General features: G+C 67.5%; 13 protein-coding genes. 10 read left to right on the top strand and 3 right to left on the bottom strand.

The features are described 5' to 3' along the window. Nucleotides 1-4: 4 nt before the first annotated feature. Genes mutS through Q0718_RS11580 form a run of 5 tightly spaced genes read left to right on the top strand, consistent with a single transcriptional unit; the run spans nucleotide 5 to nucleotide 8,664 of the window. Nucleotides 5-2,683, top strand: a complete 2,679-nt coding sequence (mutS, locus tag Q0718_RS11600) for a DNA mismatch repair protein MutS (RefSeq protein ID WP_298917993.1) — start codon at nucleotides 5-7, stop codon at nucleotides 2,681-2,683. Then, nucleotides 2,683-5,499 carry a [protein-PII] uridylyltransferase gene (gene glnD, locus Q0718_RS11595; RefSeq protein ID WP_298917991.1) on the top strand — a complete coding sequence of 939 codons (2,817 nt, stop codon included), beginning with the start codon at nucleotides 2,683-2,685 and terminating at the stop codon, nucleotides 5,497-5,499. The genes mutS and glnD overlap by 1 nt, the downstream gene beginning before the upstream one ends. 7 nt (nucleotides 5,500-5,506) lie before the next feature. Beyond that, nucleotides 5,507-7,072 (top strand): murein biosynthesis integral membrane protein MurJ, encoded by a 1,566-nt coding sequence (gene murJ, locus Q0718_RS11590; protein WP_298917989.1) that lies wholly within the window; start codon nucleotides 5,507-5,509, stop codon nucleotides 7,070-7,072. Then, nucleotides 7,069-8,151, top strand: coding sequence for a tryptophan--tRNA ligase (gene trpS / locus Q0718_RS11585; protein WP_298917986.1), 1,083 nt, complete (start codon nucleotides 7,069-7,071; stop codon nucleotides 8,149-8,151). Before murJ ends, trpS begins: the two co-directional genes overlap by 4 nt. Before the next feature lie 12 nt (nucleotides 8,152-8,163). Then, nucleotides 8,164-8,664, top strand: coding sequence for a copper chaperone PCu(A)C (locus tag Q0718_RS11580; RefSeq protein ID WP_298917984.1), 501 nt, complete (start codon nucleotides 8,164-8,166; stop codon nucleotides 8,662-8,664). 138 nt (nucleotides 8,665-8,802) lie between these two features. On the opposite strand, the gene Q0718_RS11575 is transcribed toward Q0718_RS11580, so the two are convergent. Then, entirely contained in the window at nucleotides 8,803-9,678 is an 876-nt protein-coding gene (locus Q0718_RS11575; RefSeq protein WP_298917982.1) for a M48 family metalloprotease, read from the bottom strand. Continuing rightward, complete coding sequence (locus Q0718_RS11570) at nucleotides 9,671-10,705, bottom strand: M48 family metallopeptidase (RefSeq protein ID WP_298917980.1); 1,035 nt, start codon at nucleotides 10,703-10,705, stop codon at nucleotides 9,671-9,673. The genes Q0718_RS11575 and Q0718_RS11570 overlap by 8 nt, the downstream gene beginning before the upstream one ends. Before the next feature lie 173 nt (nucleotides 10,706-10,878). On the opposite strand from Q0718_RS11570, the gene Q0718_RS13735 reads away from it, so the two are divergent. From Q0718_RS13735 to Q0718_RS11540, 5 genes are read left to right on the top strand one after another with little or no spacing between them, the layout of a single operon-like run. Then, nucleotides 10,879-11,457, top strand: coding sequence for a NifU family protein (locus Q0718_RS13735; RefSeq protein WP_366523883.1), 579 nt, complete (start codon nucleotides 10,879-10,881; stop codon nucleotides 11,455-11,457). Between the two features lie 21 nt (nucleotides 11,458-11,478). After that, nucleotides 11,479-12,075, top strand: a complete 597-nt coding sequence (gene tsaB, locus Q0718_RS11555) for a tRNA (adenosine(37)-N6)-threonylcarbamoyltransferase complex dimerization subunit type 1 TsaB (RefSeq protein WP_298917978.1) — start codon at nucleotides 11,479-11,481, stop codon at nucleotides 12,073-12,075. Then, the gene (locus Q0718_RS11550) at nucleotides 12,072-12,563 is read left to right on the top strand and encodes a GNAT family N-acetyltransferase (RefSeq protein WP_298917976.1); all 492 of its coding nucleotides are present in this window, start codon (nucleotides 12,072-12,074) and stop codon (nucleotides 12,561-12,563) included. Before tsaB ends, Q0718_RS11550 begins: the two co-directional genes overlap by 4 nt. A gap of 9 nt (nucleotides 12,564-12,572) precedes the next feature. Continuing rightward, nucleotides 12,573-12,995, top strand: a complete 423-nt coding sequence (locus Q0718_RS11545) for a Fur family transcriptional regulator (protein WP_298917974.1) — start codon at nucleotides 12,573-12,575, stop codon at nucleotides 12,993-12,995. Nucleotides 12,996-13,030: 35 nt separating this feature from the next. Further along, nucleotides 13,031-13,936 (top strand): hypothetical protein, encoded by a 906-nt coding sequence (locus Q0718_RS11540; protein WP_298917972.1) that lies wholly within the window; start codon nucleotides 13,031-13,033, stop codon nucleotides 13,934-13,936. On the opposite strand, the gene Q0718_RS11535 is transcribed toward Q0718_RS11540, so the two are convergent. Beyond that, nucleotides 13,882-14,703 carry a UDP-2,3-diacylglucosamine diphosphatase gene (locus Q0718_RS11535; RefSeq protein WP_298917970.1) on the bottom strand — a complete coding sequence of 274 codons (822 nt, stop codon included), beginning with the start codon at nucleotides 14,701-14,703 and terminating at the stop codon, nucleotides 13,882-13,884. The two genes, Q0718_RS11540 and Q0718_RS11535, sit on opposite strands and share 55 nt — an antisense overlap. Nucleotides 14,704-14,888: the final 185 nt, after the last annotated feature.

The following is a 14,888-nucleotide window of genomic DNA, read 5'->3' as shown; positions in this document are numbered from 1 at the left end:
TGCCGTGAGCCCGAATACGACCACACAATCCACGCCGTCCAAACCCACCCCCATGATGGCGCAATATCTGGCCATCAAGGACGAGGTCGGGCCCGAAGCGCTGTTGTTCTACCGCATGGGCGATTTCTATGAACTGTTCTTCGACGATGCGGTCAAGGCGGCCGCCGCGCTCGACATCGCGCTGACCAAGCGCGGCAAGCATGCGGGCGCCGCGATCCCGATGTGCGGCGTGCCGGTCCACGCGTCCGAAGCCTATCTGGCGCGCCTCATCAGGTCCGGTTTCCGCGTGGCCGTTTGCGAACAGACCGAAGATCCGGCCGAAGCCAAAAAACGCGGGTCGAAATCGGTCGTGCGCCGCGAGGTCGTGCGCCTGGTCACGCCCGGCACCTTGTCGGAGGACACGCTGCTCGAAGCCCGCGACTCCAACATCCTCGCCGCGCTGGTGACGGGTCTGGCGGGGGATGCGGCGCTGGCTTGGGCGGATGTTTCGGACGGCAGTTTCCAGACCTGTGCGTGTTCGCCAGAGGATCTGGCCGCCGAAGTCGCCGCGTTGCGGCCCAGCGAACTGCTGATCCCGGAGACGCTCTACAATGATTGGGCGGATCGCGGTTACGCGCTGACGCCGCTGCCGCCGACCAAGTTCGACCGGCGCGCGGGCGAACGGCTGCTGGGCGAGCGTTTCGATGTCGCGTCGCTGGACGGGTTCGGCGACTTCGCGCCCGAAGAGATCCGCGCGGCCGGGGCGTTGGTCGATTATGTGGAATTGACGCAGGCGGGCGACCGCGTCGCCCTGTCGCCGCCGCAACGGACCTTGCGCTCCGGCTGGTTGTCGATCGACAGCGCCACGCGTGCCAGCCTGGAGATCGACCGCACTCTTCAGGGCCGACGAAAAGGGAGCCTGCTCTCGGTCATCGACCGGACCGTGACCGGCCCCGGCGCGCGCCTGCTCGCCGCGCGCCTGTCGCGGCCCCTCACGGACATGGCGGCGATCCGCGCCCGGCTCGACGCCGTCTCGCAGCTGCATGACGAAACGGACTGGCGCGGCGCCCTGCTGGATGAGTTGAAGGCAACCGGCGATGCGGCGCGCGCCCTGTCGCGTCTGCAACTCGGCCGGGGCGGACCGCGCGATCTGGCCACGATCGGGACGGCGCTGCGGGCAGGCGAGGCGGTCAATGCCGACCTGGCCAAACGCCCGACCCTCACCCCGGTGTCGGAACTGGAACGCCGTCTCTCCACCCTGTCCCTGTCGGACAAGTCGGAACTGGCGCAGCTGGTGCGCGATCTGGACACCGCGCTGGTAGACGATCCGCCGATGCAGGCGCGCGACGGCGGGCTGATCGCGCCGGGCTGGTCGGCGGAGATCGACCGGCTGAGGGGACTGCGCGACGAAACGCGCCGTTCAGTCGCTGCGCTGCAGGGAAAATATGCCGTCGCGACCGGCGTGACCGCGCTGAAGATCAAGCACAACAACGTGCTGGGCTACCATGTCGAAGTCAGCCCCAAACACGCCGACACGATGCTCGGCCGGGACGATTTCATCCACCGCCAGACGCTGGTGTCCGGCGTGCGATTCACGACGACGGAGCTGTCCGCCTTGGACCGCGACATTTCCGGCGCGGCCGACAAGGTGCTGGGGCTGGAACTGGATGCGTTCGAGGCGTTCCGGAGCCGGGTTTCCGATCTGGCCGACCCTATCCGGCGCGCCGCCAACGCACTGGCGGCGCTCGACGTCCATGCCGGGCTCGCGCTCTGGGCGCTGGAAAGCGGCGCGACCCAGCCGACGGTCGACGACAGCGTCGCGCTTGAGATCGACGGCGGTCGCCACCCGGTCGTCGAAGCCGCGCTGGCCAGGCAATCCGCGACTCGCTTCACGCCCAACGACACGCGGCTGGACGGAGCGGCTCCGGATGACGCCCAGGACGCCTGCCCGCGTCTCGCCCTGATCACCGGTCCCAACATGGCCGGGAAATCGACCTATCTTCGCCAGACGGCGCTGATCGTCCTGCTGGCGCAGGCCGGATCCTTCGTTCCGGCGAAACGCGCGAGGGTCGGATTGGTGGACAGATTGTTTTCGCGCGTCGGGGCGTCGGACGACCTGTCCAAAGGGCGTTCCACCTTCATGGTCGAAATGATCGAAACGGCCGCCATCCTGAACCAGGCGACGGCGCGCAGCTTCGTCATCCTGGACGAGATCGGGCGCGGCACGGCGACCTTCGACGGGCTGTCCATCGCCTGGGCGGCGGTGGAACATCTCCACGCCGTCAACAAGTCGCGCGCCCTGTTCGCCACCCATTACCACGAACTCACCGAACTGGTGGCTTCGCTGGACGGTGCGCAGAACCTGTCACTGCGCGCGCGAGAACATGAAGGCGAGCTGATCTTCCTGCACGATGTGCGGCCCGGCGCGGCGGACCGGTCCTACGGCATCCAGGTCGCCAAGCTGGCGGGCCTGCCGCCCGTGGCGGTCGCCCGCGCCAAGGCCGTGCTGGACCGGCTGGAGGCCGAAGGCGGCGAGCTGGGTCTGGGCGACCTGCCGCTCTTCACGGCCGCCGCGCCCGCCCCGCCGCCCGCGCCCAGCGCAGTGGAGGACGCGCTGGCCGCCGTCGATCCGGACGCGCTCAGCCCGCGCGACGCGCTCGACCTCGTCTATGCGCTGCGGCGCAAGCTGGCGGATGCGCCCTGATGGCGCGCAAACCCATCCCCATCCCGGAGCGCATCGACGCGCCCGATACGGGCATAGACGCCGAGGACCTGCGCATCCGGCTGACCCGCGCGTCCGAGACGGGCAGCGGGCGGGCGGACGCGCTATCGCTTCTTTCGGCGGAGTTGAAGTCCGCCATGACCCTCGCCCGCGAACGGTTCGACCGCGGCCGTCTGGACGGGCTCGAAACGGCGCGGCTGATCGCGGCGATCCATGACGAAATCGTCGGCGCGATCTGGGACTACGCCGTCACCCACGAAGTGCGCGTGTCCAACCCGACCGAGTCCGAGCGGGTCGCCCTGTGCGCCATCGGGGGCTACGGGCGGGGGGAGATGGCGCCCTTTTCCGATCTCGACCTGTTGTTCTTGACCAACGACAAGAAGATCTCGGCCCATGTCGAACGGCTGACGGAATTCGTCCTCTACATGCTGTGGGATCTCGGGCTGAAAGTCGGTCACGCCGTGCGCACGGTCGACCATTCCGTGAAGCTCGCCAAGGAAGACCAGACCATTCTGACCGCGTTGTTGGACCTGCGCGTGCTGCGTGGGGATCCGGGGCTGGCATCGGACCTCTACACCCGCTTCCGGCGCGAAGCGACCAAGGGGCCGGGCCGGGCCTATATCGCCGGCAAGCTGGCCGAACGCGACGAGCGCCACGCCCGCGAGGGCAATTCGCGCTACGTGATCGAACCCAACATCAAGGAGGGCAAGGGGGGGCTGCGCGACCTGCATGTGCTCTATTGGATCGCGCGCTACCAGGACCGGGACGGCCGGCTGACCGACCCGCAGCAGGTCGAGGACTATGTCGGCATGGGCCTGTTCGAGAAACAGGCGGCGACGCGTTTCCGCCGCGCGGCGGACTTCCTCTGGCGCGCGCGGCATAACCTACACTGGATGAGCGGACGCGCGGTCGAGACCCTGACCTTCGACCGGCAGGTGGAGCTGTGCCGCAGGATGGGGCACGCATCGGGCCCCGTGGAGGTCGCGGTGGAGCGCTTCATGCGCGAATATTTCACAAATGCCAAGGAGGTCGGCGCGCTGACCCGGATCGCCTGCGCCAAGCTGGAAGAACGCCGCGCGCTTCGGATCCCCAACCTGTTCGCCCTGATGCCGGGATCGCGCCGCGACCTGAAGAACCCGAACCTCAAATTGACCACGGGTCGCCTAAACTTCCGCGACCCGATGGAAATCCGCAACGATCCCACCGTCATCCTGCAGCTGTTCGAAACGGCCGGGCGGCGCAATGTCGATATCCATCCGGACGCGCTGTCAGCCATCGACTACCGCCGCAACCTGATCGATCCGGACTTCCGCCGCGATCCGGACAATGCGGCGCTGTTCCTGCGCCTGCTGGACACGGCCAAGGCGCCGGCGGCGACGCTCAGGGTCATGAACGAAGCCGGCGTGCTGGGCCGCTACCTAACGGAATTCGGCGGCATCGTGGCGCGCACCCAGTTCAACATGCATCATGCCTACACGGTGGACGAACACACGCTGCGCCTGGTCGATGCGGCCGACGACCTGATCCGGGGCCGCCATGCGGACGACATGCCGACCCCCAGCGCGGTCGCCATGGGTCTGAACAAGCAGGAACGGCGCATCCTGATGCTGGCCTGCCTGCTGCACGATACGGGCAAGGGCAAGGGCGACCAATGCGTGGAGGGCGCACAGCTGGCGCGCCGCGCCTGCCGCCGCCTGGGACAACCGCGCGAGGTCACGGACACGGTCGCCTGGCTGGTGCGCTCGCATCTGGAGATGAGCGAGACCGCCCAGCGGCGCGACATTTCCGATCCCGACACGGTCGCCGACTTCGCCGCGCTGGTCGGCAATCCGTCGCGCCTGCGCCTGCTCTACGTGTTGACCGTCGTGGACATCCGCTCCGTCGGGCCGGGCGTGTGGAACGACTGGAAGGGCACGCTTCTCAAGACGCTGTTCGCCGCGGCGCAAGCCTATCTGGACGGGCATTCAGAGCTGGACAGGCCGTCGCGCGCGGCGTCCCTGCGCGAACAACTGTTCGACCGGCTGAGCGCAGAGGCCGAAGCGGCCGTCGCCCCCGTGCTGGACCGGTTGGGAACCGACTATTGGCTGTCCTTCGATATGCAGGATTTCATCCGCCATGCGCGGTTCGTCGAAAAGATCGCCGATCCGGACGCCCCGATCACCGAAGGCGTGCGCACGCGTGTGGACCGCGCGCACGACGTGACCGAACTCTGGGTGCTGTGCGCGGACCGCAACGGCCTGTTCGCCGATCTGACCCACGCCATCGCGACCTGCGGCGCGTCGGTCGCGGGCGCGCGCCTGCATACCGGCCCGGCGGACGCGCACGGTCGGGCGCAGGTCTTCAACGTCTTCTACCTGCAGAACGCGGACTCCAAGGCGTTCGGCTCTCGTAATGACTCGGCCCGCAAGACGCTGGTCGCGCGCGCGTGGGGCGCCCTGTCGAGACCGGACCGCGCCTATGCCATTCCAGCGCCGCTGGTCTCGCGCCGGGCCGACGCCATCCCGGTGACCCCGCGTGTGCGCTTCACGGACAGGGCGTCGCGCGGCACGACCATTCTGGAAGTGGAAGGGCGCGACCGGCCGGGCCTGTTGGCGGCCATCGCGGCCGTGCTGCGCGACCACGACCTGGAAGTCCTGTCCGCCCATATCGAAGGCCTGGGCGAAAAGGCCGTCGATGCCTTCTATGTGCGCTCGCATGGTGCGGACGGCCAACCCGGGCGGATTCCAGACCGCACCCGCCGCCGCGTGCGAGCCGCGCTGAAAGCCGCTCTGTCCGATCCCGACGTGACGGCCGCGTGACCCGTCCATGAGATTGCTTCGTTCCACCGCGATCATCGCGTCGCTCACCCTCGTCAGCCGCGTCATGGGCTTGGTCCGCGACGTGCTGATCGCGCGTTTCCTGGGGGCGGGCGCGGTATCGGATGCGTTCTTCCTCGCCTTCAAGCTGCCCAACGTCTTCCGCCGCATGTTCGCCGAAGGCGCGTTCAACGCGGCCTTCGTTCCGCTCTATGCCCGCAAGATCGAACAGGACGGCGATGACGCGGCCGACCATTTCGCGTCCGAGGCTGCGTCCGCTCTGTTCTTCACCGTCGCGGCCGTTGTCATCGCGTTCCAGCTGACCATGCCCGTATCGTTGAACATCATCGGTTTCGGGCTGGACCGAGCCGTCAACGAAGACGGCATTTCGCCCTATCATCTGGCCGTCTTCTATGCGGTCATTACCATGCCCTACCTGCTCTTCATGTCGATGACGGCACTGTTTTCGGGCGTGCTGAACACGCGCGAGAAGTTCGCGCTCGCCGCCGGGGTGCCGATCCTGCTCAACGCCTTCATGATCACCGCGCTCACGCTCGCGCCGCGTCTGGAGCTCGACCAGCGCGGCATCGGGCTGGCGCTGTCCATCGCCATCACGGCGTCCGGCGCGGCGCAGGCGGCGACCGTGATCTGGGGCGCGCGGCGCGCGGGCATGACGCTGCACCTCAAGCGCCCGCGCCTGACGCCGGGGGTCCGGCGGCTGATCGTGCTCGGCGTGCCGGGCATCATCGGGTCGGGCATCACGCAGATCAACCTGCTCGTGTCGAACACCATCGCCTCGATGCAGGCCAGCGCCGTCAGCTGGCTGACCTACGCCGACCGGCTCTATCAGTTGCCGCTCGGCATGATCGGCATCGCCATGGGGGTGGCCCTGCTGCCCAGCCTGTCGCGAAGTCTGAGAGCCGGGGACGGCGCGTCCGCCATGAATACGCAGAACCGTGCCATCGAACTGTCCATGCTGTTCACACTCCCGGCCGCCGTCGCGCTGTTTCTCGTGCCGGACATCCTCATTGCCGGTCTATTCGAACGCGGGGCGTTCACGGCGGACACGACGGCGCAGGTCGCCAAGGCGCTGCAGTTCTTCGCGCTCGGCCTGCCGGCCTTCGTGCTGCTGAAAGTCCTTACGCCCGCTTTCTTCGCGCGCGAGGATACGCGCACGCCGATGATCTGGGCGGGCATCTCGGCGCTGATCAATATCACGCTGGGCTACGCGCTGTTCGTCACGATCGGCTTCGAAGGGCTGGCCCTGGCCACGTCGGTCGCGGCCTGGGTCAATGTGGCGGGGCTGAGCTTTCTACTGGTGCGCTCGCGCCGTCTGGTGACGGACAAACGGTTGATAGCGCGCCTGCCCCGCATCGCCTTGGCGGCCATCGTCATGGGTGCGGCGCTGGTCTGGATGCGCGGCTTCGTGCCCGATCTCGGGGCGTCGGGCTTCCTGACCGACCTGCTTGCGCTGGCGGCGCTGACGGGCGCGGGCGGGGCGGTGTTCGGTCTTGCCGCTGCCGTCTTGCGCGCTTATGGCCTCGCCGACATCAAGGACGCCTTCAGGAAATCATGACCGACGCCGCAGATCATCAGGCCTCGAACGACTATCAGGGACCGGACCGCGTCTTTTCCGGCGTGCAGCCGACGGGATCGCTGCACTTGGGCAACTATCTCGGCGCGCTGAAGAAGTTCGCCCGGCTGCAGCACGATCACGACTGCCTGTTCTGCATCGTCGATCTGCACGCCATCACGATGCCGGTGGACCGCGCCAAGCTGGCGGACCAGACGCGCCATATCGCGGCCGCCTTCCTGGCGGCGGGCGTCGATCCGAACAAGGCGGGGGTCTATGCGCAGTCCGCCGTGCCCGCTCATGCGGAGCTGGCCTGGTATTTCAACTGCGTCGCCCGCATGGGCTGGGTGCAGCGCATGACCCAGTTCAAGGACAAGTCCGGCAAGAATGCCGAGGCCGCCAGCGTCGGCCTGTTCACCTATCCGGTGCTGCAAGCCGCCGACATTCTCGCCTTCAAGGCCACGCACGTGCCGGTCGGCGAAGACCAGAAGCAGCATCTGGAGCTGTCGCGCGACATCGCCGCCAAGTTCAACCGCGATTTCGGCGAGCCGGCCGGAGCGCCGAATTTCTTCCCGCTGCCTGAACCGCTGATCCAGGGGCTTAATGGAAATAGGGCGGGCGCCCGGATCATGTCCCTGCGCGACGGCACGAAGAAGATGTCCAAATCGGACCCGTCGGATGCGTCCCGCATCAATCTGACCGACGATGCGGACATGATCGCCCGAAAGATCCGCAAGGCCAAGACCGACACGGGCGAGATGCCCGTCACGGTCGAAGCCATGGAAGGCCGCCCCGAAATCGCCAATCTGGTCGGCATCTACGCCGCGCTGGCCGACATTCCGGACCAGGTCGTGCTGGACCGGCACCAAGGGTCCCAGTTCGGACCGTTCAAGACGGCGCTGGCCGAGGTCGCGGTCGAAGCGCTGCGGCCCGTTTCCGACCTGATGCGGCGCTACCTGTCTGACCCGGACGAGCTGGACCGCATCATGGCCCGCTCGGCCGATGCCGCGCGCGAAATCTCAGAACCCGTCATGGCGGATGTCCGCCACATCATCGGCTTCCACGGAAGCCGCGCCTCTTAGAAGGAAACTCCCATGAAACGCATCCTGCTCCTGTCCTGCGCGCTCGTGCTCGCCGCCTGCGCCGACAATGCGACCGATACGGACGAGGTCGTGATCGTCGAAGACGCGCCGACGGCAACGGCCGAAATGCCGGCCGAGACCGTCCCGGCCGAGATGGCGGTCACCCTGTCCGATCCCTACATCATGGCGCCGCTGAAGGGCCGCGACGTGGCGGCCGGATACCTGACGGCCGTCAATAGCGGGGCGTCCGGCGCGATCGTCGCCGCACAAAGCCCCAATGCCGCAGATATCGAGCTGCACACGCACACGATGGAAGACGGGGTGATGAAGATGCGCGAAGTCGAAGCGATCGACCTGCCGACCGGCGAAACCGTCACGCTGGAGCCGGGCGGGCTGCACCTCATGCTGTTCGGTTTCACCCGCGACGAAGGACAGGCGACCGTGCCGGTCACGCTGACGCTGACGAACGGCGAAACGATGGATGTGGACTTTCCGATTCGCGACCGGGACTAGGCTCAAACCGGTCGGGCGTCCCCGCTATTCATTGCCGGGGACGAAGACAGCGTCCGTGATCGCGCGCCCGTCTTGTGCGACCGCATGGAAAACTTCGGTCGTGCCGCATCCGCGATAATGAGGATAGAGCGACCGGATTCAGTCGTCCAGGGTCCGGAAACCCCCAGTCTGCGCTTCCAGCCGCGCCAGCGTGCGCGTCAGATTCTCCAGCCGGATGTCCAGTGGCGGATGGGTCGCGCTCATGGACTGGCTCTCGCGGTGGACTTCGACGCCTGCTTCCCAGCCCGCCACGGTCGCCGCAATGTCGTAGCCCGCATTGCGCATCAGGGTCAGCGCGTCGCCGTCCGCCTGCAGTTCCGCCATCCAGCGCGGGCCGTCGGGTTTGTGATCGCGCAATATGTGGGCCATTTCGTGCGCGATGATGAAGGCCAGCGCGGCCTCGTCCGCGGCTTGGTCGACCAGGGTGGTGGACAGCGCGATCTCGCGCCCGTCGGTTCCGGCGTTCGGCACGGGCGAGTCGATCACGAAAGCCGGGGCGACACAGGCCTCGTCGGGATCCAGCGCGACCGGGCCGCTCCCCGTCACCAATGCGGCGTCCTCGCGCAAGGGCCATCCCGACAGGACGCGCTCGCCGGGATGAAGGGCCGCCCGGTCGGCGGGCGAACCCGGCACGACCGACCGGATGAAGCGCCCCTCCTCGCCCAGATCCATGAAATGCAGGGCGAGCGGCCGCAACGGCCGCGGGTAGTCCTCCAGCCGGTGCGTCGACAGCCCGGCATCGGGGCGGGTGACGCGGCAGAGCGGGGCGTTGGCGACCCGCAGGCGGCGGCTGATCGCGGCGACGCGCTCGGACATGGCCTGATGCCGCGCGACCACGGCGGCGAAGCGCTCATAGGAGGTTTCGGTCCTGTCCGTCTCCGTGTCCGGGCTGTCGACAAGCGACGACGCGCCCAGCCAGGCCGCCAGGCACGCCGCGGCCAGGGTCAGACCGGTTCTGAGAGCGCGCCTATTCATCGCCGGCCTTGAAATTCGGGACCAATGGCGCGTTCGCCGCCTGCTTGGCGCGGATCTCGTCGCGCGCGGCGGCGATGCGCAAATATCGGTCCGGGAAGGTCGGATGCGTCTTGGCCCGGTTCACGGAGCGCGGATCGACATCGGCCAACCGCCGCCAGAAGGCTTCCACGTCGTCGGGATCGAAGCCCGCGCGGACCATGTAGTAGAGGCCGACATAGTCCGCTTCGGATTCGAAAGGGCGCGTATAGCGTGTCGCGAATCCGGACAGCAGGAAATTGCCCACGACCTTGCGGATGTGGCCCATCGTGTTGTGGGCCAGCTCGTGTCCGACGATGAGGGCGAGTTCGTCGTCGGATTGCGTGAAATCCATCATGCCGGTCGTGACCGTGATGTTGCGCCCGTCGGCCAGCGCATTGATCTCCGTGCTGGGACGCAGCCGCAGCTGCGACCGGCAGACCGTTTCGGGCTGCACCGTCAGGGTCAGGTCTTCATCACCGCGCCGGATGTCGAGCGCGACTTGGGCCGGATCCAAACGCTCGCGGAACGCCTTGTCGCGCGGATCCGCCGGGCGGCCGTCCAGCAGGAAGACGTCGCCCGGACGCACGCCGGCGCGTGCGGCTGGACCGCCCGCCACGACCCGCATCACGCTGGGATCGCGCGTCGCGCCCAGTTCGCGCCGGGCGGCGATGCGCATCTCCTTCGGGTAGCTGTCCTCGGAATGGACCAGGACGCCGATATTGCGGCGGGTCTTGGGGCAAAGCTCGGCATTGGCGCGCAGAACCTGCCGCCCGACCTTCATCAGCCGCTCGGCATGCGCGGCCTGCACCGCGAGCGCGCGGGTTTCCTGCACGATCGACTCGGCGCGCAAGTCGGTTTCGCTGATATCGGGCAGGCGCGTCGCCGTGCTGGCGCAGGCGGCCAGGCCGGCGACCGATATTGCGGCGACTATCCAGCGGTACGGTCCCATCCGCGCCATCATGCCCGAACCGGCCCGCCGGTCAATCCGCCGCCTGCGGTTCGCGGCCATGCAGGCGCGAAGCCCGTGCAGGCGCGAGGCCGTTCGAGCGCGAGGCCGTCCAAGCGCGAGGCCGTTCAGGCGCGAGGAAAGGCGCGCGCCATCACTTGCGTGTCATGTGCTTGCACCCGGGCCGGGAGGCGCCCACATAGCGGACGACCCCAAGCCAACGGACGAGGACGACCATGTTCATCCAGACCGAAGACACGCCGAACCCGGCGACCCTGAAATTCCTGCCCGGCCGCGACGTGGCAGGAGACGGAGCGACGCCGGTCGAATTCACGCGCGGCGCGGACGTGTCGAGCGCACCGCTGGCCGAAATGCTGTTCATGATTCCGGATGTCAGCCGCCTGATGTTCGGCAGCGATTTCATCTCCGTCACCAAGTCCGAAGATGCGCAGTGGAAACATCTGCGTCCCGCCGTGCTGGGCGCGATCATGGATTTCTTCGTCGCGGGCGGCGTGCCCTTGTCCGAACAGCTGCACGCCGGAGAGGTCGATGAGCGCGTCTACGAAGGCGAAACCGCCGAGATCGTGGAACAGATCAAGGAGCTGATCGAACTGCGCGTGCGTCCGGCCGTGGCGCAGGACGGCGGCGACATCGTCTTCCGCCATTTCGACGAAGATGACGGTGCGGTGTTCCTGGAGATGCGCGGCGCCTGTGCGGGCTGCCCGTCCAGCACGATGACCCTCAAGCACGGGATCGAGAACCTGCTGAAGCATTACGTTCCCGAAGTGACGCGTGTCGAGCAGGCCGCGGCCTAAGGGTTTCTGGGTCGCCGCTTCGTGATCGTCCTGGGTCTGGATACGACCGGGCCGGACTGTTCCGCCTGCCTGGTGCAAGGCGATGCGGTTCTGGCTTACGCGTCCGAGCGGATCGGGCGCGGCCATGCCGAACGGCTCGCGCCCATGGTGGCCGAATTGATGATCGGAAGCGGAGTCGCGCCTTCGCGGATCGGGCGCATCGCGGTCTGCACGGGACCGGGCAGCTTTACGGGCCTGCGCGTCGGTCTGTCCTACGCCAAGGGGTTCGCCCTGCCGCGCCGCACGCCGGTGCTGGGGATCGACGCGCTGCAGGTGAGGGCGGAAGAGCTGCGCGAAGCGGGCGACGCTCTGGTCGCGGTCTTCCGCGACATCAAGCGCGGACAGGTCTTCGCGGCGCAATACAGCTTCGCCGAGGCTCTGGATCCGCCGCGCGCCATGACGATGGACGAGGCTGCCGAAATGGCCGACCGTCTCCAAGCCGGCCTGTACGACGCGGACGGTTGCGACGTGCGCGTGATGGCGCGGATGGCGGCGAGTGCCGATCCGGCCGACCACCCGGCCGAGCCGCTCTATGCGCGCGCGCCGGATGCGAAGCTGCCGGGCGGTCTGTCGCCGTGACGAACGGCCATGGTCCGCGGCTGCTCGGCGCCTCCGACGCGCCGGCCATGGCGGCGGTCCATGCCCGCTGTTTCGACAAGAGCTGGTCCGCGCTGGACATGAGCGTTCATGCCGGGCGCGATCTTTGCCTGGGCCTCTTCGTCGACGGGGAGCTGTGCAGTTTCGCCGTCTTGCGCCTTTCCGACGCGGATGCGGAAGTCCTGACGGTGGCGACGCGTCCCGACGGGCGGGGCCGGGGTCTGGCCGGCCTTATCCTGGAAGAGGCCGCGAATCGGCTGCGCGCGACGGGTCTGCGCCACATCTTCCTCGAAGTCGCGGAAGACAACATCCCGGCGCGGGCGCTCTACGACCGTCTGGGTTTCACGCCGATCGGGCGGCGTCCGGCCTATTACGCCCGGCCCGGCGGGCGCATGGCGGCGCTGACCTATGATCTGCCGCTGGAAACGCCCTATCCGGCTTCGCTGGACGCAGACCCCGGACGCGGTTAAGGAATGGTCATGCCCCATACGGAAACCTGGATCGAAAAGAAGTGCGTCGAACAGGGTTTGCGCCTGACGGAGCAACGGCGCGTCATCGCCAAGGTTCTGGCGCGGTCGGACGACCACCCCGACGCCGAGGAGCTCTACAACCGCGCCTCCACTATTGATCCGAAGATCAGCCTGGCGACCGTCTACCGCACGGTGCGCCTGTTCGCCGACAGCGGCATCATCTCGATGCACGACTTCCGCGACGGCCGCGCCCGCTACGAAGCCGCCGATGCCGAACATCACGACCACCTGATCGACGTGCAGACCGGCGACGTGATCGAATTCGTCGACGACGAGATCGAGGCCCTGCAGCACCGCATCGCCGAAAAGCTCGGCTACGAACTGGTCGACCACCGGCTCGAACTGTACGGCCGCAAGAAGAAGCCCGACTGAGAGCGATGCTCGGCGCCCTGTTCGGCAGGGGAAGCTTGGTAGATCCGCTCGTCGCGGACTGGCAGTTCGACGGCTTCGCCTGGCTGATCGATCATTTCTCGACCGGGCCGGGCCTGCCCGGCTCGGAACTCTGGCGGCCCGTTCCCGAACATTTCCCGGCAGCGCCCGGGGATCTCGCCGCGCATCTGTTCGAGATCGTGCGGCGGCAATACGGCTTCGCCGATCATCTCCTGTTCGAGCCCGTGGCCGTCGACGTGCTGCCGACCGAGCCGCTGGACGGCGGCGGGTTCATCGAAAGCGACGCCGAAGCGGCCTGTGCGACCTATCAGCGCCTGGACCGGGACGGCCTGCCGCCGCGCGAACTGATCTATTATGACGAGGCGATGGGCGCGACCGATCTGGTCGCCACCTTCGCCCACGAACTGGCCCATGCCGCGCATCAGCGAGCGCCGGAATGGGCCGAGTTGAACGTGCCGGGATCCGGGCTCGACCTGGAACTCTACGAACTCTTCACCGACCTGACGGCGGTCTATTTCGGCTATGGGCTGTTCCTGGCCAATACGCGGCACGACGTCGTGGTCGGCGCCAATGGCTGGGCCGGGGCGGACGTGTTCGGCGCAGGCTATCTGCCGGAAAACGACCTCGTCTTCGCGACGGCGCTGTTCATGTCGCTCAAGGGGATACCGGAAGGCGCCGCCGTCCCGCACCTCAAGCCGCGCCTGCGCAAGACGCTGAACCGGGCCTTCCGGCAGCTGGATAGGGAGCGCGACCGGATCCGGCGCCTTCGCGCCCGCCGCCCCGCGCACGGCCCGGATCCGGACGGCCCTCGCCTGGGCGACTGCCTGCCGGAGCCGGTCTACCCGTTCCCCGAGGCGGGCGCGGAAGCCTATTCCGCCGGTATTAATCCGGCGGGCATGTCCGTCCGACGCGGTTCGCCGTAGATCGCGCGGTCCTTGATCACGGCGGCGTGCGGGGCGAAGTGCAGGATTTCCCACGTCCCGTCGAAATGCTCGACCAGCGCGGTGCAGCTCTCCACCCAGTCGCCGGTGTTCTTGTAGGCGATCCCGTCGATGTCGCGCTGCTCGGCGACGTGGATGTGGCCGCAGATCGCGCCGTCGAAGCGCTTGCGGCGGCAATAGTCCGCGACATGGCCTTCGAAGGAATGGATGAAGTTCATCGCCCGCTTGGTGCGCGATTTCAGCGTCTTGGACAGCGACCAATAGTCCATGCCGAGACTGCGGCGCACCGCGTTCAACTTCGTGTTCGCCCAGAGCAGGAAATTGTAGGCGCTGTCGCCCAGATGCATGATCCATTTGCGGTCCGTGCGCATCAGCCCGTCGAACATGTCGCCATGGACGACGAGATAGCGCTTGCCGTCCTCGCCCTCGTGCACGGCGCGGTTCTTGACGGCGATGTCGCCGAACATCAGCCTGAACTTCAGGAACCCGCGCAGGAATTCGTCGTGATTGCCGATGATGTAGGTCACGTCCGTGCCGCGCTTGGCTGCGGTCAGGATGCGGCGCACGACATTGGTGTGGCTCTGCGGCCAGTACCATCGCTTGCGCATCCGCCAGCCGTCGATGATGTCCCCGACCAGGTAGAGCCGCTCCGACGTGTGCTCCTTCATGAACACGCACAGAGCCTCGGCCTGGCAGCCCTTGGATCCCAGATGCAGGTCCGAGATGAATATGGTGCGGTAGTGCGGCATCGGATCGGGCCGCTAGGGTGATTTGGTGTCCAGGGTGTGACGCCAGCATGACGGCGCCGTGACGGTGGGTGTGCGGAAAGCATCCGCCTGACGCCGGGCTTTTTCGTCTGTCCCCCTCCGCCTCACTGCGTTCGGCACCTCCCCCTCGCGGGGGAGGAACTTGGGGTCAGGCCATCTCTCCATCT

Source organism: uncultured Algimonas sp. (assembly GCF_947498175.1).
Lineage (GTDB): Bacteria > Pseudomonadota > Alphaproteobacteria > Caulobacterales > Maricaulaceae > Litorimonas.
Note: the sequence above shows the minus strand (reverse complement) of the source record. Positions and strands in the feature narration are given on the sequence as shown.